The organism is Rhodobacter sp. CZR27 (genome assembly GCF_002407205.1).
Taxonomy (GTDB): Bacteria; Pseudomonadota; Alphaproteobacteria; order Rhodobacterales; family Rhodobacteraceae; genus Cereibacter_A.
In genome coordinates this window covers 1,311,673-1,335,959 of the sequence record NZ_CP023548.1, presented here as the reverse complement: position 1 = coordinate 1,335,959, position 24,287 = coordinate 1,311,673, and the positions used below count along the sequence as shown (strand labels likewise).

Sequence of the window (24,287 nt, the reverse complement as noted above, 5' to 3'; positions counted from 1 at the left end):
CGTTCGTGCAGGCCAGCAATACCGCAATGACCGCCCCGGCCAATGCTGCAACGCCGGGAAAGTCCAGACTGCGGGTTTCCTCGCTTCTGTCGGCGGTCCTGCACTTCGGCGGGCAGCTGGTCGGGATCCTGCTGGCGCTGCTGGTTTCGCACCTGATCGCGCGCCGGCTGGGCATCAGCCCGGAAGCCGATGCCTTCTTCTTCGGGCGCCGGATCGCCACCAGTGTGATCGAGACGCTCAGCCAGGTGATGGCGGTCTTCTACATTCCGCTGGTGGCAGCCCATGCCATAGGGTCCGGGCGCGGGTTCATGAAGGCGACGCTGCGCCATGCCGGAATCGCCGCCGTCGCGGGCGTGGGCCTGAGCCTGCTGATCGGCTTCGGCGCGGGCGCGGCGACCCGGCTTCTCGCCCCCGGCCTCGAGGCGGAGGCTGCCGTTCTGGCCCGACAGACCCTGATGATCTTTGCCGCGGTCCTGCCGGCGACGATGGCCTGCATCGTCTTTGCCGCGGCGCTGAACGTGGCGGGGCATTTCGGCATGCCCTCGATGATCCGGCAACTGCCGCGCGCCGCGATCGCGGCGACCTTGGCGGTCGCGGGCGCCAATCTCGTACTGATGGCCGCTGGCGCCTTCGCCGTGGCATGGCTCGTGGTGGCGGCGATCATGCTGGTGCAATGCCTGCGCATGACCCGCACGTGGGAGCCCGAGCCGGGGATCGCCGCGCAGCCGGCCCGTCCGCTGGCCGTGGGCATCGCAGCGGTGCTGCTCGTGGTGGCGGCCCTGGCGAGCACCTGGCTCGAGACCGCCTTCGCCGCACAGGTCGGCACGGGCGGGATCACGCGACTGGAGCTGACACAGCGCCTCGGCACGCTGCTCGGCAACGCCCTTGCGACCGCCCTGTCGCTCGTGGTCTTCACCGCATGGTCAAGGCGCGCGGCGGCAGGTGGCCGGATTCTGGCCTCCGACCTCTGGCGGAACGTCTTCATCGGACTGGCGCTCCTGCTGCCGGTTCAGGTCTACGTCGCCCTGCACAGTCCGACCCTGGTCTCGTTCCTGCTGGGACATGGACGCTTCGGCGACAAGGACGTGCAGGACGTGGCCGAAAGCCTGAGGTGGATGACGCTGGCCCCGCTGAGCGCCTTCGTGCTGCGCATGGTGCTGGTGCGCATCCTCGTCGACCGGGCGCTGCCGGTGGTCCGCCTCGTCGCCATCGGCGTGTCGGTCGACACGGGCATGAAGTTCCTGCTGTTCCTGTGGCTGACCCCGGCGCTCGGCGTGAACGGGATCGTCCTGGGACAGGCTATCTCGCCGCTCGTGACGCTTGCCCTGCTTGCGGGCCTGCTCCGGGGTCGCGGAGTGCTGGTCGGACCGGTGCGGCTGGGGCGCGAATCTGGCCTCGCAGTGGCGGCGATGGCGGCGATTGCCGGCATCATCCTGGCTTCGGTGTCCATGTTCGCTTTCTCCGGCGTTTTCGGCCCGGAGCCCTCCGCGGCTTCGGATTTCGCGACGCTCGCGCTCTCCGGCCTTCTCGGGCTTGGCCTGTTTTTCCTTTCGATAAAGGTGCTTCGTGTCTCCGTTGCGCTGGACTGATGCTCCGGCATCCATACGTTCGTATGGGCGCGGTGACATTTCGTATCAGCGCGAGAAGTTGCCGACTTCACCCCTCCGTCGGCGGAATGCAGACCATCTACGCCGAACGGTCAGACGTAACCGATTTTCAACGCCAACCATCCACATTATGCCCGCCCGCGCAAAAATGTGGAAAGGTAGCCAATTGGCGTATACTAGAATTGTGGAGAACCTTGTTCTCACCTCGACCCTGCGGCTCGAAGGCGCGGAGTGGAACAACACCCTTGTGCGCAACGTGACGATCCGGGATGTCAACGGCGACGGCCTGATGCTGCGCAACGTCAGCAACGTTCGGATCGAGAATGTCACGATCGAGGACGTCAGCGGCACCGGGATCAAGCTGAGCAAGACCGGCTCGACCAGCAACGTCGAGATCGTGAACAGCAGGATCGACGGCACCGGCCGCGACGGCATCAACTCCGGCGAGGCCGCGGGCGTCGACCATGTCGGCCTGAAGATCATCGGCAACACGATCGCGAACACCGGGCTGGATGGCGGCTCGAGCGGGCTTCTGCACGGCATCTACCTGCAGGGCTCGGAGTTCCTGGTCGAGGACAACACCCTCATCAACAGCCACGACGGCAACGGCATCTCGGTCCGCAGCTCGGGCATCGTGCGCGGCAACCACATCGACGGCGCCTTCAAGAGCGGCATCGCCTATTACGCCGACCATCCGGCCGGCACGAGCAACAGGCTGGTGATCGAGGACAACATCGTGGTCGATGCCGGCCTGGGCGGGGCCCGCGGCGACATCAACCTGCTGAACCTGCCCAGCGGAAGCGACCCGGTGGACAGCATCATCGTGCGCAACAACACGCTGTCCGGTGAAAAAGGCGTCATCATCGACTCGGGCTACGCCGCGAGGAACATCGCGACCACCTCCTCGGGCAACATCGTCGTCAGCGAGGCCGAGGCGCGTCGCCTGATGGACCAGGACGAGAACGGGCCGGTCGGTCCGTCCCCGGTCGAGACGCCCCTGCCCGTCGAGGCGCAGGAGGGCAGCGTGGGCCTCGAGCTGAACGCCGCCGGCACGCGCACCAACGTCGAGATGCTTCGCGACGATGCCGTCGTCCAGACGGCATCGGCGGCGAGGCAGAAGCTCGCGGCGGTGAACCTGGACGACATCGACCTCCGGATCACCGCGACGAAGAACGGGGCGGCCGCCTCGGTCGGGATCGACAGCGGGCACCTCGGCGTCGCGAGCAGCGGCGAAACGACGGCCAACTCCAGCCTGATCATCGGAAGCGAGACGATGGTCTTCGACTTCTCGAAGCAGCCCGGCGATGTGGTCGACGTGACGCTCGACCTGCTCGCGCAGGGGACGGCGGTGCTGACCGGATATCGGGATGGCGTCGCGATCGGAAGCCAGACGGTCCGGGGCACGAGCGTGTCGTTCAGCGATGCCGACGGCTTCGACAGGCTGGTCCTGTCGGCGGGATCGGGCAGCACCGGTATTTCGGTCACCGGCCTCGACGCCGAGTATAGATATGACGACAGCTATCTGATCTGATCCCGTCAGGGACAGGGCGGAGTCGACCACCAGGCGCAAGGCGCAGCGAAAGAGGACGGACATGAAGGACAAGATCTTCCGGCACGTCTTTCGCAGCGCTTCCTGCCTTGCAATCGCTCTGGCTCTCGCAACAACGGTGGCTCTGGCGGAGGACCTGCCAGAGCCGCAATTCCGGCTCGCGCCGGGCGACGTGATCGCGATTTCCATCTTCGCGAACAACGATCTGTCCGGCAGCTATCCGCTGCGCGAGGACGGATCGATCGCCCTGCATCTGATCGGGTCGCTGCCGGTTGGCGGCAGAACGCCCGCCGAGGTCGAGCAGATGCTGCGCGACCGCCTGAAGACGATCATCCCCGAGCCGATCTCGACCACCGTTTCCGTCTCGCGCTGGCGTCCCGTCGCGCTTCTCGGCGCCGTCGCGCAACCCGGGATGTACGAATTCAGCAGCGGGCTTGACGTGATGCGCGCGGTGGCGCTGGCGGGTGGCTCGCTGCGGCTGGCCGCGGATGCTCCGGTATCGCAGGCGATGCGGGTGACCGAAGAGGCTGGCCGCTATCTGGGCATGAAGGCGCGACTCGCCGCGCTTCTGCTCGAGGAGTCGCGGCTGCTGCAGGAGCGTGCGGGCGCCACCGACCTGCCCGTTCCCCCGGAGGTCGAGCGGCTGGTCGGCGCCGAAACCGCCGCGCAACTGGCCGAGGAGCAGGTCCGCCTGATGGATCTGCGTCGGCAACTCCACGAGATCCGAACCCAGGGAGAGGAGGAACGCGCCGGCCTGTCCCTGATCGAGGCGCAGTCCTTCGCGGATCGGCGCAGCCTGTCGAAGCGGCAGATCGAGGAGATCGAGCGCGACCTGGAAAAGCAGCGCTCGCTTCGGGAACAGGGTCTCACCGTGGCCGCGCGCTATCTCGAGGTGACGCTGGCCGCGGATCAGTACCGCAGCAACGAACTGGAAGCCGCCGCCTTCGAGGCCGCGGCCCGGCAAAGCGCCAGCGCCGCGACCAGCGCCGCCCGTGGCCTCGTCAGCCAGCGCGAGGAGGAAATCACCCAGCGCCTGACCGAGGTCCGCCAGGAAATCGCCGAAGCCCGCGCCACGATGGCGGCAAGCCGCAATCTGCTGGCCGAATTCGGCGGTGGCGCGGGCCTTGCCGATCCGACGAGCGAACCACGCTATCTCGTGACGCGCCGGGCCGGGACCCAGACGCACACCTATACGGCCGGGCCGGTGTCGCTGCTGCAGCCCGGCGACACGCTCGAGGTGATCGTCGACCCGCCGGCGCTTCCGGAAGGACCGCAATGAGGGCGTCGGCGCAGCGGGTCGGGGTGCTTTTTGCCGTGCTTCTGACCTGCCTTGCCTCGACGGGCTGCCGCGCGGCCGCGCAGACCATCGACCTCAGCCGGCTCGTCGTCGAGCCCAATCCCCGGATCGGCCTCTCCTTCCCCGGCTCGCAGGTCCGCTATTATCACTACATGGCGGGGGCCGGTGTCGGCGTCGCGCGGATCGCCGTCACCTGGCAGCTGATCGAGCCGGAGCGCGGCCGCTACAACTGGCGCGGCCTTGACGAGCGCGTGGGCGCCTTGCTCGCGCTGGGGATCCGGCCGTTCCTGACCTTCGAATCCAAGTCGGACTGGGGCACCCGCCCCGAAACGTCGAAGGTCAAGAACGGCGACCCGACCGACCTTGGTCTCTGGACAGGCTTCGTCGGCCGGGTGACAGAGCGCTATGATGGCGACGGCCGGGACGACATGCCCGGCCTGAAGGGGCGCGTCGTCCATTACCAGGCCGCGAACGAATGGGAGAGCCCGACGAACCCGTCGGGTGGCTGGATCGGCTCCGGCGCCGCGCTGATCGCCTACATCAACGCGACCCATGACGCGGTGAAGGCCGCCGATACGCAGGCGGTCTTCGTTCTCGGAGGGATCGCGTCCTTCAACCTCGACGTCCTGCTCGTCGCGCTCGACCGCGCGGATTTCCGGGTGCAGCAGCGCTGGAGCGAGGCGTCCACGACGGTCTTCGATCGCGATCGGATCAAGAGCCCGGACATCGCCGCCCTGATCGACGAGCGGGTGATGCCGGTGCTGCGCGAGGCCCGCTATGACATCGCGGACGCCCATCTCTATGGCCCCGAGGAGCGCGACGCCGCCCGCCTTGCACTTCTGGCCGAGTTGAGCGGGCGGCCGGTGCTGTCGGCGGAATGCGGTGGCCCCTCGCGCGATTACGGCGACGACTATACGCCCGAAGGGCATTTCCTCGCAGCCGTCCACCGGCACCTGAACGTGCTCGCCTCGGGCGGCGCCTTCTGCCTCTGGTTCCGGCTGGGCGAGGACGACAAGACCACCTGGGGCAACCGCTTCACCGCGCTTTATACGAATGACGCGCGGCCCAAGCCCGGCGTCTGGGCGTTCCGGATGCTGGCGCGGCTGCTGGGCCCGGATGTCCTGCCGCATCCGCTGCCCTCGGGGGGATTCGAGCTGCGCGGAAGCGGCGATCCCGTGCGTCTTGCCTGGGGCGAGGGCGCAGCCGACGTTCTGGACTGGGCCGCAAGGGGCTCCACGCCCGCCTGGTGCCTGATCGATCCCGTCCAGGGGACGCTCGCGCCGGTCGGCGCGGACTGTGCGCCTGGAGCCTTCATTGTTGCAGGGTCGGACGTGGCCCGGCTGCTTTCCCTTGATCCATGATCGGCCATTACAGATGTTGACACATTTTCGGGATCTCATTCGCGCCAGCTACCGCATGATCCTTGCCTGCGCGCTTGGGGCGGGGCTCGTCGCGCTCGTCCTCAGCGCCATCCTGCTGAAGGCCAGGCCGCTCTACGAAGCGACGGTCACCGTGACAATGGAGCCTTCGGAGGAGGAGTTGCGCTTCAACCGCAGCTTCATGGGGGTCAGCCAGTTCAACCCGGCCACGATCATCGCGCAGTCCCACATCGAGCGCCTGCTGAGCCGCCCCGTCGCGGAGCGCGCGCTCGACCTGCTGATCGAGGAACTCGGCGGACAGATCCCGGCGAAGGAGCCGACCGTGCTTTCCGCCATCACGACGGGGATCTGGCGGGTCTGGAACACGCTCAACTACGGCTACTTCGTGCCGCTCAGCGAACGCGAGCAGATGGTGGCGGATCTGCAGAACGCCCTTGAGGTCGAGATCGTCGAAGGGTCCTACATCCTGAGCATCAGCATCACCTACGACATTCCCGAGATCGCATCGGCCGCGGCCAATGTCCTCGCCCGCGCCTATGTCAAGGTCGCGCAGGATTCGTTCCGCCGCGATGCCGAAGTGATCGCCGCAACGCTTGCCGAGGCCGAGAAGGCGGCGCGGGTCCGGCTGGCCGAGAAGCGGAACGAACGGCAGGCGCTGGCCGAGAAGCTCGGCGTGACCGATCCGGTTACCGAACGCGCGGTGATGCTGCAGGCGCGCCAGGATGCGCGTGACGCCCTGCGCTCGACGGAGGCCGACCTGAGCGGCGAGGCGCGCCGGCTCGAGGTGCTGCGGCAATCGCTCGCGACGCAGACCGACGTGACCATCGCGCGCGGAATTCGCGAAGTGCTCGCCACGGGCGAGGCGGAATTGCAGCGGCTGATAGAACTCCGCCGCCAGCGGCAGCACAGCCTTGCCGATCAGGAGGCGGCTCTGGCGGCGCTTGACAGGGCACAGGCGCTGCTGCGCATCCCCGATGACCAGCTGGCGGCGATCGACGCCGATCTTCTGCAGTTGCAGGAACGGCGCGTCGCGCTCGATCTCTCGACGCGGGCCGAGCTGTCGCAGGTGATGATCATCAATCCGGCGACCACGCCGCTCTATCCGAAGTTCCCCAAGCTGGCGGTGAACACCATCATCGCCGCGATCGTCGGGGCGATCTGTGCCCTCGTTCCCGTCATCGCGCGCGATGCGCTGGGCTCTCAGGTGCGCACGAACCTTGATGTCGGGCAGATCCCCGGAACGCGGCCGCTGCCGCCGCTGACGCGCGGGCGGATAGCCCGTGGCCGGAAGCTGGACGTGCCCTATGTGGAGCGGCTGGTTCGGCGCGTCTCGGCGGACCGGGGCGGCTGGCCCGGACGCGCGCTGAAGGTGACGGGCTTCCTGCCCGAGGCTCAGCTGCAGCAACTGGCACGCATGTTCGATGGCGCGAAAGGCAGCGATGACAAGCCGATCAGCGCGGTGCCCATGCCGCCGCTGACGGCGGCGTCCGACTGGTCCTCGCTCGCCGGCCAGGTGGTGATCGTCGCGCTGCGGTCCGGCGATCTCGACCGGGGCGAGCTTGAAACGCTGCAAGCCCGTGCCGAGGCCCTGCAGATGCATGCCTATTATCTGGTGGTGCTGTGAGGCAGCGGTCCGACCGGCGGACCACGCGGCGGCTGATCCTGCTGCGCTTTGCGGCCAGCGTCTCCCTGGCCCTGCTGCTGCCCCTGGCCGCTGCCGGTCAGGGGCATGCGCTGGCCGTCCTGCCCGGCTCGGCACTGCTCGTCTGGCTGGGGAGCCGCGGGATGCGGCGCCCGGGCGGCGTGCCGGTGATCGTCTATCACAGCATCGCGCCCGAGGCCGGCTGGCTGCCGTGGAGCGACAGCATCACCGTCCGGCCCGAGGTGTTCCGCCGCCACATGCAGGTGTTGCGGAACCTCGGACGGATCGTCGTCTCCAGCTCCTGCCTGAGGGAGAGGCGGGAGTCAGGTGCCTCCGTCGATCCGCGCTGGGTCGTGCTGCATTTCGATGACGGGTATCTGGACAACATGCTGCATGCCGCGCCGATCCTGCGCGAGTTCGGCCATCCCGCGACCATCTTCGTCTCTGCCGACTTCATCGATCCCGGCAGGGGGCTGCGCAGCCAGGGCATCGGCTACATGAATGCCGACGAATTGCGCGCCATGGATGCCGACCCGCTGATCGAGATCGCGTCGCATGGCCTCGACCACGGCCGCATCGCCGTCTCGGACCGGATTGCGGGCCACCTCGATGCCGGGAACTGGCGCCGGTATGCGCCGCATGTCTGGGCGCTGTCGCCCGGCCCGAAGGCCCGGTGGTTCGAGGCCGACGGCCCGGCGCCGCTGCGCCTCGGCGATCCGATCCGCCAGAGCGACTCGAAGCTTTGCGGGCGCTGGTGGCGCGATGGCGCGCAGGAGGACGAGGCGGCCCGCGACCGGCGGGTGGAGGCGGAACTGCGCGAGGCGCGCGCGCGCCTCGAAGGCATCCTGGGGCGCGAGGTGCGCTTCCTCTGCTGGCCCTTCGACCGCTGGACGCCCGCCGCGCGCCGCGCGGCCGAGGCCGCGGGATTCCGAAGCTTCACCGGCGGGCGCGGCGAGAACCGCCCGGACGAGGATCCCGCGGTGCTCAGCCGGGTCCATGTGCACGATCATGCCTTCGGCGGCGGGCCTCTCTGGCTTGAAGACCTGGCGTTCCGGGCAAAGCTCGGCTTGATGAGCGGGACCCTCTACTGGGCGCCGCTGGTCATGGCCGCCTCGCTGATCCGGCGCCGCCGCTTCGCAAGGCCGGGGGTGCATGCATGACGAACCTGCGGCGCATCGGCGAAGGCCTGGCAGTCGTCGGCACGTCGGTATTTGCGGGGCTCGCGACGCTTGTGATGGCGGTGCTCGCATCGCCGGTGCTGGCGATCGGGGTTCCGGTCGCGCTGGTCGGCGGGGTCGTGCTGCTGAGCTATCCGTTCTCGGGCATCGCCGTTCTGGTGTTCTTCAGTCACCTGGACAGTATCGAGAAGCTGATCTTCGGCTTTCTGCCGCTGTCCGCCTTCAAGGCGCTGACCGCCGCCACGCTGGTCGTGACGGTCCTGACCGCGGCGCAGCGTCGTGCTTGGGTGGCCACCGCCTTGCGGGATCCGGTCGTCGTCGCGGCGCTGATCTTCGGCGCGCTCGGCATCGTGTCGTTCCTGCTCTCGGCCGAGCGGGCGGTCGCCCTGACCGAGATGCGCAAGCTTGCAAGCCTTCAGGTTCTGCTGCTGCTGATCGTCGTGCTGGTCGACACGCCGCGCAAGGCGGGCGTGATCGTCTGGATCCTCATCGTCAGTTCGCTGGTCTCGGCCCTGATCCTGATCGCCGACACCGTGCTGGGCACCCATCTGGTCGCGGCCTCCGAGGCTGCGACCACGGCCCAGTCCTCGGAGGGGTTCGTGCGATCCTCGGGTGCGTCGGACCAGAACCCGACCACGGCCGCCTCGCTCCTGCTCGTGGGGGTTGTCGTGGCCCTGGTCCATGCGATGGAGTCGCCAAGGTTCCGGCTGCTGCTGCTGGGCGTGGTGGGCCTCGGGACGATCGCGCTGATCTTCTCGTTCGCGCGGTCGGCGGCGGTTGCCTACGGCATCGTGGGGCTCTGCCTTGCCTGGCGCTACCGTCGCTCGCGGTTCGCGCCGCTGGCGCTGTTCGGGGTGGTGGTGGCGGGCCTGGCCGCCCTGCCCTTCATTCCCGCGGAATACTGGGAGCGGATGGGCACGATCTTCGGCGGCGGCGGCGACTGGACGCTGGGGCGCCGGCTCAGCTACAACCTGATCGGCATCCAGCTGTTCGCCGAAAGCCCCGTCTTCGGCATCGGGCCGGGCAATTTCGCCGAGCGGTTCAACGACCCCGAGTTCCGCTACTATCCCGGGCGGACGCTCCTGGGGCGCGAGTTGCACAACATGTATCTGTCGGTGCTGACGCAATACGGCGTCCTGGGGGCCGCTGCATTCTTCGGGATGCTGGGCGGCGCGTTCGCAGCCCTGCGACGGGTGCTGCGCAGCCCGGCCAGCGAAACCCTGCGGATCTGGGCCCTGTCGCTGGCGTTCGGGTTCTTGGCCTATCTCATCGCCAGCCTGTTCCTGCCGAACGAATACACGAAATACACCTGGATCCTCTGCGGCCTCTGCGCGGCGCTCTACCGGGTGAACGAGAAGGAGCGGGCGGCATGAGGATCCTCGTGGTGGTCAGCGAATTTCCCAAGCTGACCGAGACCTTCGTCTACCGCAACATCGCCGAGTATCGCCGGGCGGGGCATGAGGTCTGGCTGTTCTACGCCAAGAAGCATTTCCCGCAGGAGCTGGTCCACGCCTTCGCCCGCGACACGGCGGACAGCGCCTTCACCTTCGGCTTCCTCGCGCCGCGCAGCCTTCTGGCGCTGGGGCGCGAGGCGCTGCGCCACCCGATCCGGCAGATGGGGCTCTGGGCGACCCTCGCCCGCAGCCACCGCAGCGAGGTCGGCCGGGGGCTGCGCAGCCTTGCGGTGCTGCCGAAGTCGGTGGCGCTTGGCCACTGGTGCCGGTCGCAGGGGATCGACCACATCCATGCCGAGTTTGCGGGCTTCCCCGCGACGGTCGCGATGATCGCCTCGCGCGTGTCGGGGGTGCCCTACAGCTTCTCGGCCCATGCCAACGACATCTTCGTGTCGCAGGCGCTCCTGCCCGAAAAGGCGGCCGGGGCGCGCTTCGTGCGCTCGATCAGCCGCTACAACATCGACTGGCTGGGCCGCGTCCCGGGCTTTCCCGCCGAGCGGCTGCGGCTGATCCATTGCGGTGTGCCGCGTGCCCTGCTGGAGGCGCCGGAACCGGAGGCTCCGGGGGAGGGTCCGCTGAACGTGCTCTACGTCGGCTCGCTGATCGAGAAGAAGGGCGTCATCCATCTTCTCGAGGCGCTCGCGCGTCTGCGGGACCGGATGCCGCTGCGCTGCCGGATCATCGGTCGCGGCGATCTGGAAGCCACATTGCGCGAGGCGGTGGCGCGGCTCGGTCTGCAGGGGATCGTCACCTTCGACGGCCCGAAGGATGCCGAGGCCGTGCGCGCCGCCTACCGCTGGGCGCATGCGGTGGTGGTGCCCTCCGTCGTCGGCAGCAAGGGTCGGGTCGAGGGCATCCCCGTCGTCGCGATGGAGGCGCTGGCCCATGCCCGGCCGCTCGTCGCCTCGCGGCTGTCCGGGATCCCGGAACTGGTCGAGGACCGGGTGACCGGCTGGCTGACCGAGCCGGGCGATGCCGCCGGGATTGCGGAAGCGCTGGCGGCGATCCGCGAGGACTGGCCTCGGGCCATGGCGATCGCGCGGGCCGGGCGGGAGCGCGTGCGTGCCGAATATCTGATCGAGGACAATGCCGCAGAGCTTCTGCGGGCCATGAGGGAGGCCGCATGACCTGGATCTTCTGGCTGTGCGCGGTGGCGCTCGTCTACAGCATCGCGGGCTATGGCCTGCTGGTGGCGGCTCTGTCGCGTCTGGCCCCCCGGCGCGAACCCGTGCCTCCGACATCGCCGATGACCTTCAGCTTCCTGATCGCCGCCCATAACGAGGCGGCCCATATCGAGGCCAAGATCCGCAACACGCTGACACAGGATGCGGGGGGCCACTCGGTCGAGGTGATCGTCGTCTCGGACGGATCGACCGACCGGACGGTGGAGCTGGCACGGGAGGTCGCGGATCCGCGCGTGACGGTGCTCGAGTTGAGCCAGCATCAGGGCAAGGCGGATGCGATCAACATGGGGCTTGCCGCTTGTCGGGGCGACGTGGTCGTGTTCACCGATGCGAACAGCCTGCTGGAACCGGGCTCGCTTCTCGCCATCGCTCGGCATTTCGGCGATCCGCAGGTGGGCGGCGTCTGTGGCCGGATCACGGTCCCGTCGGGAAAGAGCGGGCCGACGGGCCGGGCCGAGGGCCTCTACTGGCGCTACGATCAGGCGATCAAGACGGCGGAATCCCGGCTGGGCGGCACGGTCTCGGCACAGGGGTCGATCTATGCCATCCGGCGCGAGCTGACGAAGCCGCTGATCATGGGATGCGCGGACGATTTCCTGATGTCGGTCAATGCCGTCGCCGCCGGCCGGCGGCTGGTGTTCGAGCCGGGCGCCGCGACCTCGGAACCCGTCAGCGAGAAGCTCGGCCGCGAGATGGGGCGTCGCACCCGCTCGACCGAACGCGGCTGGCGCGCGCTGATGGTGCACCGGGCGCTGATGAACCCGCTCAGGACCGGCTGGTATGGCTGGCAGCTGTTCTCGCACAAGCTGGTGCGGCGGCTCAATCCGCTGTTCCTGATCGGGCTGTTCGTCTCGAACCTGGCCCTGATGGGCCAGCACTGGCTCTATTCCGTGACCGCGGCCGCGCAGCTGATCTTCTATGCCGCGGGCCTTGCCGCGATGGCCTTTCCGGCGTTCCGCCGCTTTCGGCCCGCGGCGCTTGCGGCCTTCTTCCTCTTCACGCATGTCGCCATGCTGCGCGGGATCCTGCGCTACTACAGCGGGCACAAGAGCGTGACATGGCGTCCGGTGCGCGAATGACCGGGCCGATCCGCATCGGCTTCTTCCTGCCGCATCTGCGTCACGGTGGGGCGGAACGGGTCGTGCTCCTGCTGCTTCGGCACCTCGACCGCGGGCGGTTCCGACCTGTGCTGATCCTGCAGCGGCGCGAGGGCGAGTATCTGAAGCTGCTGCCGCCGGATGTCGAGGTGATCGTCCTGCGCCGACCCCGCCCGCCCGCCTGCGTGCCGGAACTGGCCCGCCTCCTTCGCGACGCGCGGATCGACGTTCTCTACAGCGCCACCAACGCGACGAACATCTATGCGGCCACCGCGGCGCGTCTGGGCGGCGGCCGGACGCGCGTCGTCATCAGCGAGCATACCCCCCTCGACTATAGTCTCTCGACGGCGAAGCTGCTGGCGGTGCGCCGCTTCGGCATCCGCCGCGCCTATCCGCTTGCCGATCTGATGGTCGCCCCGCTGGACCGGATCGGGGACGAGATGAGGGACTACCTCGGCGCCGCGGCGCCGCCGTTCCGTTGCCTGCCGAACCCGGTCGTCGACAGCGTTGCCCCACCCCGCGATCAGCCCGTCACCGCCCTGCGGATCGTGAGCGTCGGTCGGCTGGCGGCCGTCAAGCGCTTCGACCTGCTGATCGAGGCCTTCGCCGCCTTCCACAGCCGGCAGCCGGCGGCAAGCCTGACGATCTTCGGCGACGGGCCGGAACGGGCCGCGCTGGACCGTCTTGTCGCACGCCTCGGGCTGGGATCCGCCGTGGTCTTCGGGGGCTACGTCGAGGACGTGCAGTCGCGGCTCGCGGCCTTCGATCTGTTCGTCTGCACGTCGGAGCGCGAGGGCTTCGGCAATGCCATCGTCGAGGCGATGGCCGCGGGTGTCCCGGTCCTGAGCGTCGACTGCCCCTTCGGGCCGCGCCTTCTGCTGCAGGACGGCCGGACGGGGCATCTGGTGGCGGTGGCGGACACGCCCTCGGTCGCGCGTGCCATGACGGAGATCGCCGAGGACCAGCCCGCGCGCCAGCGGTATGCCCGGGCGGCGCGCGACGTGGCTGCATCCTTCAGCGTGGCCCGGGCTGTCGCGGCCCATGAACAGGTCTTCGCCGCGGTTGCGGCCAAGGCATCGGCATCGTCGAGACAGGAAGGAGAGACCGATGGCAGTCACGATCGAAACGCGAGGGTCTGAGATCCGCGACACGTTTCTGGCGAAGATGGCCGAGACGTTCGATGCCCAGGCGGTCGAGCGCAAGGCCCGGGCCTGGGACTGGATCTTCAGTCCGCCGCTGGGTCCCGACGCGCCGGCGGTCCGCGTGCTGACGGCATGGCGGGACGGCCGGTTCGTCGGCGGCAGCATCACGGGCGTCTCGGCCTACATGCTGCATGGCGAGCGGCGCTATTTTCTCTCTCCCTTCGGCACGAACATCGACCCGAAGGAGCGCGGCCTGGGGATCAACCTGATCAAGGCGTTCTATGCCGGTCCCGCTCGTCGCATCGGCATCCCGATCGACGAGCGTTTTGCCCGGGTAAACGAGAAATATGGCGCGCACAGCAGGGCGCGCGTTCAGATGTTCGCACCGCTGCGCGCGGGCAGCGCCCTGGCGCGGCGCAAGCCGGCTGCCGCGCCCGTGGCAGGGCTGGTCAACGCCGTCTGGTCCGCCTGGCGCGCGCTCTCGGGACTTGGCGGCTCGCGGCTCAGGCGAGGCGAGACCATCACGGTTGCGCAGGAGTTCGGGGCCGAGCATGACGCCTTCTGGCAGAAGGCCGTGACCCACCACCCCTTCATCCAGGTGCGGGATTCGGCCTTCATGGTCTGGCGCTTCCGCGACATGCCGCTGCAGAAATACGATGTCCTGCAGTTGCGCCGCGATGGCGAATTGCGCGGCTACGTCGCCATCGGCCACGACACGGATCCGAAGCGCGGCACCGCTCAGGTCACCGACATCCTGACGATCGACGACGATCCGCGCGACCTCGCCCTGCTGTTTCGCGCGGCCTCCCGGCGCCTCGAGAACCTTGGCGCCGAGGTCGCCGTCTTTGGCTGCGTGGTGAATGAGGCCCTGATGCAGGCGGCAAGGATGGCCGGCTTTTCCCGCAGCAAGCCGACGCGCCCTGCCCAGATCTACTACGGCGCCGCCGAGGACGCGGTCTCGCTGGACGAGGATCTGGGCCTTCTCTACCTGACCCGCGCGGATCAGGACGAGGACTACTGAAGGCGCCCTTTTTTCGGAATGAAGGCGTGCTGCCTTGCCCGGATGCCGCGGGATGGCGGCGTCCGGGCGTTCCCCATCCCTGCGTGCAAGGGCGGGCGCCTGACAAGGCTGCCGGGATCGAAGCTGCGCCGTCTTCGGTCTTACGAAGGTGTCGCCCATACCGGGATCCGCGCAGCCTTCTTGGTCGCCAACCGCGAGCGATACCTGCGGCGCGCCCGCTTCCGGTCATGGTAGGGTCTCGCCGTAGGCCGGACAGTCGGGGCACTTCCGGGAAGGGGGCCGGCCGCTCCCAGCGGCCAGTCATGGCGTGCGTGAGCCGTCAGGGTTTCGGGCGCGGCGTGTCTGCGGTGCTGGGCGGCAGGACCGGATAGACAACCGTCGGCGCCTCGCCGGTGAGGCTGACGAGGAAGGCCACCATCTCGTCCACCTGCGCCTCGTTCACGTTCGCACCGAGTTGCGCGGTCGCCATCACCTGCACCGCCGTCCGCAGGTCCCAGACCGCGCCGGAGTGGAAGTAGGGCGGCGTCAGGGCCACGTTGCGCAGCGGCGCCACCCGGAAGGTATACTCGTCGCTGGCGGTCTTAGTCACGGCGAAGCGGCCCTTGTCGTCCGGCGGGCGGACGGCGGCGTCCGGCGTCTCGACGAGGCCGAAGGGCTGGTAGCCGTTGCCGCCGATGTTGCGGCCGTTGTGGCAGGAGGCGCAGCCTTCCGAGATGAAGAGTTGAAGCCCCTGCTTCTCCTTCTCGCCAAGTGCGGTGTCGTCACCCCGCAGCCAGCGGTCAAAGGGGGCATCGGGCGTGATCAGCGTCTCTTCGAAGGCCGCGATGGCCGCGGTCGCGTTGGCGAAGCTGACGGGGTCGGCCTCGCCCGGGAACGCCCTTGCGAAGAGCGGCGCGTAGCCGTGGATGCCGCTGAGCATCTCGGTCACGTGGTCCGGGTTCGACGCCATCTCGACCGGGTTCTGCATCGGGCCGCCCGCCTGCTCGGCGAGGTTGGCGGCGCGGCCGTCCCAGAACTGCGCGGTGTTGTAGACGGCATTGAGCACGGTGGGCGAGTTTCGTCCGCCCTTCTGCCAGCGGTGGCCGAGCGACACGCTGGCAAGGTCGGCACCTCCGGTGCCGAGATTGTGGCAGGTGTTGCAGCTGATGTTGTGGCCTTCGGACAGGCGCGGCTCGAAGAAGAGCGCGCGGCCCAGCTCGACCCTGGCCGGATCGGGCACCGGCTCAGGCTTTGGCGGTATCGGTTCGAAGAGGCCGAGGGCCTCCTTCCGCAAGGCCGCGTCGTCAGGCGCCTCGGCCGCAGCGGGAAGAACCAGACCTTGCGTGAGAAGGAGCACGAGAAGGGGAACGGTACGTGGCATCGCAAATCCTCGGGATGTCGTGATCGCACGATCGGGGAAGCGACATGGGCCGGCTGATACCGCAGCCGCTATCGCCGCTCCGGCCGGGCCCACTGGACGCTCCCGCGAAGGACTCGGCCAAGGCCGATCATGCACACCAACCTTACAGGACCCTGACACTCGGCCTTGGCATGAAAAAGCCCCGCCGGCGGGGACACCGGCGGGGCAGGAACGGGCCGAAGGGACAGATGGCCCGGAACAGGTCTGGCGGATCAGGCGACGTCGCCGGGTTCGGCGGGGCGCTTCAGGCCAGTCACCATCGACCGCGCGAGGTTTTCGCGGTGGCGCATCGAGGCCAGCGCCACGCCGCCGAGATGCAGCACGACGAGAACCAGCATCAGGTTGGCCAGCGCCTCGTGGACTTCCTCGACCGCGCCGTCCCCCCGACCTTTGCCATGCTCGCCCTCGCCGTCCTCGTCCGCGAAGGCGGGCGCCACGATCGCCGGCAGCAGGACCTGGCGCTCGGGTTCGGCCATGAGCCAGCCCGTCCAGGCGGTGCCCGCCATCGACAGCAGCAGCGCCACGATCATGGCCGCCCCGGCCGGGTTGTGGCCGACGTAGCGCCGCTCGCGCCCCGTCGCCATGTCGCGCAGGTAGGCGGCGACAGCGCCCGGCCCACGCACGAACTGCGCGAACCGCGCATAGTGCGAGCCCGTGAGGCCCCAGACCACGCGCAACGCCACCAGCGCAGCCGCGGCATACCCCAGCCATTCGTGCGCGCCCTGCACCTCCTCGGCCGTCAGCCAGGCCAGCGCGAAGCAGGCGGCAAGGCCCCAGTGGAAGAAGCGCACGACGGGATCCCAGACGCGGATCATACTCTGTTACTCCTTTCGGTTTTCCGGGCGGCGCTTGTCCCGCCTCCCGTCTTCCTGGTCGATCTCGATCTCCACCACCGCGAGCGTGGCCGGATCGAGTGTCACCTCGACCTCCACCCCGTCGCGGTCCCAGCCGTCGATCTCGTAGCAGCCGTCATCGACATGCAGCCGCCGGATCGTCCATCCTTCGGACAGGGCCAGCGCCTCGACCGCGGCGCGGGGCTGCCAGTCGGCCATCGGCACGCTGCAGTCGTCGTCGGCCCATGCGGCCCCCGCCACCACCGTCGCGAGTGCAGCCATCGTCAGCATTCCCGGCCTCATCCTGATCGCCTCCATGGGATCGTTCCCCCTTCTCGCCGGCGCGCCTTACGGCCACCTGACAGGCGGAAGGAAAATCTGTCAGCATGCCGTCAGGCAAGGGGCCGAAAGTGACGGGAAGCGGCAACAGAGAGTGACATGCGCATCCTGCTGGTTGAGGACGACGAGGTTCTGGGCAACGCGGTGGCGGACCACGTCGCCGACGAGGGGCACACGATCGACCGCGCGCGGCGGCTGGCCGAGGCCGCCGACGCGCTGGCCGTCGCGGCCTACGACCTGATCCTGCTGGATCTCATGCTGCCCGACGGGCTGGGCATCCCCTTCCTGCGGGGGCGGCGCGCGCGGGGCGACGCGACGCCGGTCATCATCCTGACCGCGCTCGACCAGATCACCGAGCGGATCGACGGGCTGAACGCGGGCGCCGACGATTACCTCGTGAAGCCCTTCGACCTGGCCGAACTTTCCGCCCGCATCGGTTCCGTCGCCCGGCGCTACTCCGGCAATCCCAACCCCTTGGTGCGGGTGGGCCCGTTCGAGGTGGACCTCGCCGCCCGCAGCATTCGCCGCGACGGCAAGCCGATCCCGCTCACCGCCCGCGAATGGGTGCTGTTCGAGGCGTTCCTGTCCCGACCCAACCAGGTCCTGTCGAAGGCGCAGCTGGAAGAGCGGCTCTGGTCCTTCGACGCCGAGGTCGAGAGCAACGCCATCGAGGTCTATGTCAGTCGCCTGCGCCGCAAGCTCGACCATTCCGTGATCGAGACGGTGCGGGGCCTCGGCTACAAGCTGGGCTGCCCGTGAGGGTGCGCTCGCTGCAGGCGCGGCTCGCGCTGATCCTCGGCGCGGGGGTGACGGTGCTCTGGGTCGGCAGCGCCACGGTCACCTCGCGCATCCTGCACGCCGAGCTGGACGAGGTGTTCGACTCGACGCTGGAGGAGACGGCGCAGCGCATCCTGCCGCTCGCGGTGATGGAGATCGTGGGCCGCGAGGAGCCGGCCACCGGGCAGCGGATCGCCGCGCTGCGCGCCCACGAGGAGTTCTACACCTACCTCGTGCGCGACGCGGGCGGGGCGGTGCTGATCGCCTCGCACCGCGCCGAGCCGGCAGACTTCCCGCCCTGCACGGCGCCCGGCTTCACGCAGACAGCGACGCACCGGCTTTACTGCGACCTGGCACTTCGCGGGACGGTGACGATCGCGGTGGCCGAACCGCTTTCGCATCGCGCCCAGGTCGCGCGCGAGCTGGGCATGGCGCTGGGGTTGCCGCTGGTCGTCATCATTCCGCTGGCGCTGGCCGGGATCGTGGCGGTCGTGCGCTGGAGCTTCCGGCCGGTGCGGGCCCTGCGCGACGCCCTCGCCCGTCGCGGCGCCGGCGACCTGGCTCCTGTGGGCGAGGCCGAGCTTCCGACCGAGATCGCGCCGGTGGCGGCGGCGGTGAACCAGCTTCTGGAGCGGCTTCGCGCGGCCTTCGAGGCCGAGCGCTCCTTTGCCGTCCATGCCGCGCACGAGCTGCGCACGCCGGTGGCCGGCGCTACCGCGCAGGCGCAGCGCATCCGCATCGAGACGTCGGACCCCAGGGCTGCCGGGCGGGCCGCCGACATCGAGGCCACGCTGAAACGCCTCACGCGCCTGTCCGACAAGCTGATGCAACTGGCGCGTGCCGAAGGGGGGCGCGGGCTGGCCGACCGGCCGGCTGACCTGCGACCGATCCTGTCGCTGGTGGTCCAGGATTTCACGCGCGCGGGTGCCGGCGACCGGCTGGTGCTGGCGCTGCCCGAGGCGGCGGTGCCGAGCCGGATCGACCCGGACGCCTTCGCGATCCTCTGCCGCAACCTGATCGAGAACGCGCTGCGCCACGGGGCACCCGGCGAACCGGTCGAGGTCACGCTGACGCCCGGCCGCGACCTTTCGGTCCGCAACGGCGGCACGCCGGTTCCGCCCGATGCGCTCGCCCGCCTGACCCGCCGCTTCGAGCGCGCGCCCGGCGCGGGCGAGGGCTCGGGCCTTGGCCTCTCCATCGTTCGCACCATTGCCGAGCGGGCCGGCGGCACGCTCGGCCTGCGCTCTCCGATCCCCGGCCGGGCCGATGGCTTCGAGGCGACGATCGGGCTGCCTGCCTGAAAGGCCCGCTCAGGCGGCCACGCCGAACACGAGGCCAACGGCAGCGGTCACCGCCATGGCCATGGCGCCCCAGAAGCCCACCCGCAGCGCGCCGCGGCCCCTCGGCGCCCCGCCGACATGGGCGCCGAGGGCACCGAGGCCGACCAGCGCCAGCAACGTCGCCAAAGCGACGGCGACCGCGACCATTCCTTCCGGCGCGGCCAGCGCCACCGCCAGCGGCAGCGCCGCCCCCGCCGCGAAGGTAAGCGCCGAGACCACGGCCGCCTGCACCGGATGCGCCGGCCCCATCCCCGAGATCCCGAGTTCATCGCGCAGGTGTGCGCCCAGCCCGTCCCGCTTCGTCAACTGAAGCGCCACCTCGCGCGCCAGCCCCGGCTCAAGCCCACGCCCGACATAGATCCGTGTCAGCTCTTCCAGTTCCTTCGCGGGAATGTCGCGCAACTCCTGCCGCTCGCGTTCGGTGTCGGCCCGCTCGGCATCGGTCTGGGAGCTGACCGAGACATATTCGCCCGCGGCCATCGACATGGCACCGGCAGCAAGGCCCGCGACGCCCGCCACGAGGATCTCCGGCCGGCCCGAGCCCGCGGCGGCCACGCCCACCAGAAGGCTCGCGGTTGATACCATCCCGTCGTTGGCGCCCAGAACCGCGGCCCGCAGCCAGCCGATCCGGTGGACGGTGTGGATGTCGACGTGGGAAACACTGGTCATGGCTCTACTCCCTGAAGACGATACGCGACGCGCGCCGGATCGGGTCCGAAAGCCGGCGAAGGCCATTCAGGAGCACCGGCAGGATGCCGCCTTCGCGGCACGGCCGGGGTCGAAAACAGGCCCCTGACCACCAAGGTTACCGCGTCGCTTCCTTTCGATCATTCGGTCTCGTCAACGTGGCGCGCATCCTCCGACGAGGAGCGGAAAAAGGCCGAGGCTCCCGGCGACGCGCTGGACGCCGCCGGGAGCCTTCAGCCGAAAGGCGGGGCCTCAGTCGTCGTCGAAGACACCGCGCTCGGCGCCGGTGTGGCAGGAGGCGCAGTTCGCCATGCTCTTGGCTTTCTCCAGCATCCGTGGCGTCACCTCGTCCGAGTGTTCCCGCTTGAACCAGGGCAGCTCCGAAATCCTGAGCGGCGTGTCGGTCGCGGCCACCCCGCGCAGCGAGCGGCCCCCGCCCGCGCTGTCGGCGGCATTCGCGACCAGATAGGCCTCGATGTCGGCGCGGGTCTTGTCGTCGAGCGAGGCATCCTCGCCGAAGTGGTTCGGCAGGTCGGCCATCATCGCACGCCACGACCGCGCCGGCAGGAAGGCCGCCGGATAGGCCATGTGGCAGGCCGAGCATTCGGTCCGGGTGGTGGCGTCGGTCACCACCATGGCGGCGCGGCGTCCCTCGTGCCCGCCCTCCTCGCCATCGTCATCGGCGATCGTGGCAGTCAGGGTGAACGGCAGGACGCAGAGCGCCAGCGCCAGGCTGCGGATGGTCATGGTCGGTCCTCCGGTCATTGGGTCGCAAGCCAGGCCATCAGGTCGGCCTTCTCGGCGGGGGTGCAGTCGCGGCCGAGCACGCTGTTGCAGTTGCGGCCGAACCACTTCTCGACCTTGGCCGTGTCGGTGAAGCGGTCGGGCGTGACCGAAAGGGCGAGCGGGGCGATCTCCTTGCCGGTGCGGGTCTGGCCGGCCTTCGTCACGTCCGCGCCGTGGCAGGTGGTGCAGGAGGGCGTGTCGGGTTTGCCACCGGTCTGGGTCCACAGGAACAGCTCCTTGCCCCGGGCGGCGTCGGCCTTGGCGCCGGCGGCGGCCTCGTAGCCCGCGATCAGCTGCGCGGGGGTCGTATCGCCCGCCAGCGCCGGACCGGCGACCAGGACGGAGAGGATGAGAAGACGTTTCACGGAGTCACTCCTTGGGAACATGGATGGAGAAGGGAGAGAAGAGGCCGCTCTCGGCGTCGGCATGGCAGGCGGCGCAGTTCGATCGGCTCTTGATCGAAGCGCGCCGGAAGAGCGCGTCGGGCAGGTCGCCATGCAGGCGGTTCCAGAACGGGGTCTCGCTGATGGTGAAGGGTGCCTCGGGGGCGACACGCGCGAAGACATGTGCCGGCAGCGTGTCGGCACCTTCGGCGGCGTTCGCGACAAGCCAGCCTTCGATTTCGGCGGCGGTGGCGGTGTCGAGGCTCGCATCCTCGCCGAAATGGTCCGGCAGCCCGGCCATCAGCGCGCGCCACGAGTCGGCGGGCAAGAGGCTCGGGTGATAGGCCATGTGGCAGGCCGAGCATTCGGCCCGGGTCGTCGCATCGAAGGCCACCGGCATGCCCCGTGGTGCACGCGCGGCGAGCGAGGCGTTCGCGGCCCAGAGGCCCGAGCCCGCGAGCAGCAGGAAGAAGACGGCCAGCGGCACCCGTGCCGGGATCTCGCGCACCGGATGGTCGCCGGGGCGGGCCTCCTTCACGCCGGTCAGCATGGCGCGCGCGAGGTTCTCGCGGCTGCGCAGGCTTTCGAAGACCACCCCGCCCAGATGCAACGCCACCAGCCCGAGCACCGCCCAGGCGGCGAATTCATGGATCTCGCGCCCCGAACGTCCCGCCTCGAAGGACCAGAAGGCGAACGGGCCGGTCTTGAACATCCCCCCCAGCATCGCGAGGCCCGACACACCGATCACCAGCATCACCGCGATCAGCCCGAAAACCATCAGCGCGCCCAGCGGGTTGTGCCCCAGATGGCGCGGGCTGTCGGAGCGGACGTGTTCCACCACATCGGCCGCCGACGGCGCGAAATCCCGGAACCGCGCGTGGGTGGGGCCGGTGAAGCCCCAGACGATGCGCGCAAGCACGAGCCCCACGGCAACGAGGCCCGCGCCCACGTGCCAGCGGATCGCCTCCGCCCCGCCGAGGAAGCCGGTGGCGGCGGAAATGGCGACGCTCGCGGCAAGAGACCAGTGGAAGAGGCGGATCGGAAGATCCCAGACGCGAACAAGGACAGGACGACTCATGACAGGCTCCGGTGGTGGCGAGGCCCTTCTTCACGTCCAAGGTGACGCTTGCCTGACGCGCCCAGTCAGCTTCCTGTAAGCTTCGCGGCGCGGGCGGCCTTCCGCATCAACCTGACGATCCCCTGACCGGCGCTGTCAGGCGACGCTCAGCGTGGGATGCGACATCGGGTCCATCGAGACCGAATCATCCTCACAAGCCCGATGGAGACCGCCATGCACCTTTCCGCCCCCACCGCGCCCCGGATCGCGTCCGCCCCCCTTTCGCTGCCGGCCGCGGCGCAGCTTGCGACCTCCGTTCCCGAAAACCGCGCGAGCCGCACCGAAAGCCCCTGCGGTGCCTGCACACTCAGCTGGTGCGACGCCCCCTGGTCCTCCGGCCGAACCGCCTGCCCCGCCTGCCCCGGACGGGGGAATTGATCGGGACGGGTGTCGAAGATCCTGTTTCGCAAACGTTTCCGGGCGCCCGGCCGACGACCGTCGCTGGCCGCGTCGCCGCGCCGATCCAGCCGCGGGATCAAGGAGCCGCCGTCGCAGGACCGGCCGCCGGCGTGGTTCAGACCGGGACCGACCGCGCGCCCGCCTTCCTGTCGGTTGCCCACCGTTACCCTCTGCCCTTTCGCGCGCGCCCGTTAGCGCACGATGGCGAGCCCGGCCCCGGCCGGCTGCCGAGGCCGGGGGCCGCCGCAGAGCGGCGCGCGCGTTCGGTCGAGAGGGAGAGACGCTCGGTTCCAATCTGGATCCAATGGCGGCAGTTCCCCGAGGTCGCCACGGGCTGCGTCAGGCAGCTTCATCACGGGCTTGCCTCGGGCTGTCCGGCTCGGATATCAGTCCGGCATGGGCGGGAACGGGCAGAGCGATGAAGCGGCGCGCGGCGGTTTCCTTGCCCGCCTGCTCTTCCTGCTGTTCCTCGTCCTCGCGGTTGCCCTTGCGCAGGGACCACGGAGCTTCGGCTGGCAGCCGGTGCTTTCGCTGCATGCCGGCGAGCCCGGCAGCATCCTGGCGCGCGGTGACCGCGACGGCGCGACGATCATGCCGCTCCGGGCTCTCGGGAAGCCGCTGCCTGCCGACCACGATCCCGCCGCCCCTCAGGCACGGCTGGCGCCCAGGGCGCCCGGGCAGGTCGGCGGCCTCGCCTGGCGGCTTCATCATGACGTGGCGCTGCCACGCGCCCCGCCCCGGGCCTTTTCGGCCCGCGCGCCTCCCGTCGATCTCCTGACACGCAGCCCCTCGCGGGGGTAGCGACGCCGGCATCCGCCGGTCGCTCATACGTATTCTTCAGGAGAAAGACATGATCAACAATATCGGCCTTCCGGGCCTTCTGGTCATTGCCGTGGCGGTTCTCGTCCTGTTCGGCAAGGGCAAGGTTTCCAGCATGATGGGTGAAGTCGGCAAGGGCGTCGCCGCCTTCCGAAAGGGTCTGGACGCAGAGACGGACGCGGAGCTGGCCGAGCGTTCCGCCGAGCCGCCGCGCCGTATCGAGCGCGGCTGACACCCTTCCCGCCCAACCTTTCCCGACCGGAGGCCGGAGAGCCCGGTGGCGACGCGCCACCGGGACGTGCGTGATGGCGGCGATGCGCCGTCACGCACCGGTCGGGATTTCGAATTCATGGAGACCGCATGTCCCGGACACCGCACGAGACCACCAACGGCGCCGATGGCACCCCCCGAAAACCCGAGACCGAGATCTGGCCCGAACCGACTAAGGCCGACCGAAGGGAGCGACTCGAGGTGCTCCTGTCCTGGCTTCTTCTCATAGGAGGGTTCGGCGCGCTGGTCGCCCTCGGACCTCTGCTCTGACAAGGCCTGCGCCGGAAGCCGGACAGCCTTCGGCGCAGATGACACCCTGCCGGTGCCCGCCCTGAGTCGTGCCTTCGGCGTAAGGCCCCTCGCCCCTTTCTGCCCGGCGCTCGCGGACAGGTCGCTGCGTTTGGTCGACCCTCCCGGTGGCGGGCGGCAAGACCTGCCGCCTTCGGCGCCCGCGCGGAACCCGCGAAACGTCTCCGGGACAGCTGCAGCGGAGCCGAGGCGACCGGCTCCGACGAGGCTCGCGGATCGGCGCGGGCGGGGCGCCGTCGGGTGGACCCGGAACACCGACAGCCGCAACCCGAGAGGCTG

The 24,287-nt window shown here is 69.5% G+C and carries 23 protein-coding genes; 15 read left to right on the top strand and 8 right to left on the bottom strand.

Annotation, left to right across the window (positions count from 1 at the left end; genetic code table 11):
• Positions 1-5: 5 nt before the first annotated feature.
• The 11 genes from CK951_RS06595 (at position 6) to CK951_RS06545 (ending at position 14,550) form a co-directional block, all read left to right on the top strand.
• Positions 6-1,589 carry a lipid II flippase MurJ gene (locus CK951_RS06595; RefSeq protein WP_232520704.1) on the top strand — a complete coding sequence of 528 codons (1,584 nt, stop codon included), beginning with the start codon at positions 6-8 and terminating at the stop codon, positions 1,587-1,589.
• Positions 1,590-1,791: 202 nt separating this feature from the next.
• The gene (locus CK951_RS06590; RefSeq protein WP_232520703.1) at positions 1,792-3,138 is read left to right on the top strand and encodes a right-handed parallel beta-helix repeat-containing protein; all 1,347 of its coding nucleotides are present in this window, start codon (positions 1,792-1,794) and stop codon (positions 3,136-3,138) included.
• Between the two features lie 61 nt (positions 3,139-3,199).
• Positions 3,200-4,435: a polysaccharide biosynthesis/export family protein gene (locus tag CK951_RS06585; protein WP_096785391.1), complete on the top strand. Its 1,236-nt coding sequence runs from the start codon at positions 3,200-3,202 to the stop codon at positions 4,433-4,435.
• Positions 4,432-5,814, top strand: coding sequence for a beta-galactosidase (locus CK951_RS06580; RefSeq protein WP_096785390.1), 1,383 nt, complete (start codon positions 4,432-4,434; stop codon positions 5,812-5,814). The genes CK951_RS06585 and CK951_RS06580 overlap by 4 nt, the downstream gene beginning before the upstream one ends.
• 13 nt (positions 5,815-5,827) lie before the next feature.
• Positions 5,828-7,456 carry a hypothetical protein gene (locus CK951_RS06575; protein ID WP_096785389.1) on the top strand — a complete coding sequence of 543 codons (1,629 nt, stop codon included), beginning with the start codon at positions 5,828-5,830 and terminating at the stop codon, positions 7,454-7,456.
• Positions 7,453-8,634, top strand: coding sequence for a polysaccharide deacetylase family protein (locus CK951_RS06570; RefSeq protein ID WP_096785388.1), 1,182 nt, complete (start codon positions 7,453-7,455; stop codon positions 8,632-8,634). Before CK951_RS06575 ends, CK951_RS06570 begins: the two co-directional genes overlap by 4 nt.
• The gene (locus CK951_RS06565) at positions 8,631-10,025 is read left to right on the top strand and encodes an O-antigen ligase (RefSeq protein ID WP_096785387.1); all 1,395 of its coding nucleotides are present in this window, start codon (positions 8,631-8,633) and stop codon (positions 10,023-10,025) included. Before CK951_RS06570 ends, CK951_RS06565 begins: the two co-directional genes overlap by 4 nt.
• Positions 10,022-11,233 carry a glycosyltransferase gene (locus tag CK951_RS06560; RefSeq protein WP_096785386.1) on the top strand — a complete coding sequence of 404 codons (1,212 nt, stop codon included), beginning with the start codon at positions 10,022-10,024 and terminating at the stop codon, positions 11,231-11,233. The genes CK951_RS06565 and CK951_RS06560 overlap by 4 nt, the downstream gene beginning before the upstream one ends.
• Positions 11,230-12,369 carry a glycosyltransferase family 2 protein gene (locus CK951_RS06555; protein WP_096785385.1) on the top strand — a complete coding sequence of 380 codons (1,140 nt, stop codon included), beginning with the start codon at positions 11,230-11,232 and terminating at the stop codon, positions 12,367-12,369. The genes CK951_RS06560 and CK951_RS06555 overlap by 4 nt, the downstream gene beginning before the upstream one ends.
• Positions 12,348-13,526, top strand: a complete 1,179-nt coding sequence (locus CK951_RS06550) for a glycosyltransferase (RefSeq protein WP_232520702.1) — start codon at positions 12,348-12,350, stop codon at positions 13,524-13,526. Before CK951_RS06555 ends, CK951_RS06550 begins: the two co-directional genes overlap by 22 nt.
• The gene (locus CK951_RS06545; RefSeq protein ID WP_232520701.1) at positions 13,495-14,550 is read left to right on the top strand and encodes a hypothetical protein; all 1,056 of its coding nucleotides are present in this window, start codon (positions 13,495-13,497) and stop codon (positions 14,548-14,550) included. Before CK951_RS06550 ends, CK951_RS06545 begins: the two co-directional genes overlap by 32 nt.
• Positions 14,551-14,869: 319 nt before the next feature.
• Here the strand turns inward: CK951_RS06545 and CK951_RS06540 are convergent, their stop codons facing one another.
• The 3 genes from CK951_RS06540 to CK951_RS06530 all read right to left on the bottom strand — a co-directional run bounded on the left by CK951_RS06540 (position 14,870) and on the right by CK951_RS06530 (position 17,073).
• Entirely contained in the window at positions 14,870-15,910 is a 1,041-nt protein-coding gene (locus tag CK951_RS06540) for a cytochrome-c peroxidase (RefSeq protein WP_096785383.1), read from the bottom strand.
• Between the two features lie 251 nt (positions 15,911-16,161).
• Entirely contained in the window at positions 16,162-16,764 is a 603-nt protein-coding gene (locus tag CK951_RS06535) for a cytochrome b/b6 domain-containing protein (protein ID WP_096785382.1), read from the bottom strand.
• A 6-nt stretch (positions 16,765-16,770) separates the two neighbouring features.
• Positions 16,771-17,073 (bottom strand): PepSY domain-containing protein, encoded by a 303-nt coding sequence (locus CK951_RS06530; protein ID WP_198402413.1) that lies wholly within the window; start codon positions 17,071-17,073, stop codon positions 16,771-16,773.
• Between the two features lie 147 nt (positions 17,074-17,220).
• Between CK951_RS06530 and CK951_RS06525 the strand changes: the two genes are divergently transcribed.
• The gene (locus CK951_RS06525) at positions 17,221-17,880 is read left to right on the top strand and encodes a response regulator transcription factor (RefSeq protein WP_096785381.1); all 660 of its coding nucleotides are present in this window, start codon (positions 17,221-17,223) and stop codon (positions 17,878-17,880) included.
• Entirely contained in the window at positions 17,877-19,199 is a 1,323-nt protein-coding gene (locus tag CK951_RS06520) for an ATP-binding protein (RefSeq protein ID WP_096785380.1), read from the top strand. The genes CK951_RS06525 and CK951_RS06520 overlap by 4 nt, the downstream gene beginning before the upstream one ends.
• A 9-nt stretch (positions 19,200-19,208) precedes the next feature.
• Here CK951_RS06520 and CK951_RS06515 read toward each other — a convergent pair whose 3' ends face one another.
• The 5 genes from CK951_RS06515 to CK951_RS20985 form a co-directional block, all read right to left on the bottom strand.
• Positions 19,209-19,907, bottom strand: coding sequence for a VIT1/CCC1 transporter family protein (locus CK951_RS06515; protein ID WP_096785379.1), 699 nt, complete (start codon positions 19,905-19,907; stop codon positions 19,209-19,211).
• A 270-nt stretch (positions 19,908-20,177) separates the two neighbouring features.
• Complete coding sequence (locus CK951_RS06510; protein WP_096785378.1) at positions 20,178-20,672, bottom strand: diheme cytochrome c; 495 nt, start codon at positions 20,670-20,672, stop codon at positions 20,178-20,180.
• Between the two features lie 14 nt (positions 20,673-20,686).
• Positions 20,687-21,076 carry a DUF1924 domain-containing protein gene (locus CK951_RS06505; RefSeq protein WP_096785377.1) on the bottom strand — a complete coding sequence of 130 codons (390 nt, stop codon included), beginning with the start codon at positions 21,074-21,076 and terminating at the stop codon, positions 20,687-20,689.
• Between the two features lie 4 nt (positions 21,077-21,080).
• On the bottom strand, positions 21,081-22,172 hold the full coding sequence (locus CK951_RS06500; RefSeq protein WP_096785376.1) for a cytochrome b/b6 domain-containing protein: 1,092 nt from the start codon (positions 22,170-22,172) through the stop codon (positions 21,081-21,083).
• Between the two features lie 777 nt (positions 22,173-22,949).
• The gene (locus tag CK951_RS20985; RefSeq protein ID WP_157764519.1) at positions 22,950-23,321 is read right to left on the bottom strand and encodes a hypothetical protein; all 372 of its coding nucleotides are present in this window, start codon (positions 23,319-23,321) and stop codon (positions 22,950-22,952) included.
• 139 nt (positions 23,322-23,460) lie between these two features.
• On the opposite strand from CK951_RS20985, the gene CK951_RS06485 reads away from it, so the two are divergent.
• Both CK951_RS06485 and CK951_RS20980 read left to right on the top strand, forming a co-directional pair.
• Entirely contained in the window at positions 23,461-23,661 is a 201-nt protein-coding gene (locus CK951_RS06485) for a twin-arginine translocase TatA/TatE family subunit (protein ID WP_096785373.1), read from the top strand.
• Between the two features lie 128 nt (positions 23,662-23,789).
• Positions 23,790-23,969, top strand: a complete 180-nt coding sequence (locus CK951_RS20980) for a hypothetical protein (RefSeq protein ID WP_157764518.1) — start codon at positions 23,790-23,792, stop codon at positions 23,967-23,969.
• The last annotated feature ends 318 nt before the right edge of the window (positions 23,970-24,287 follow it).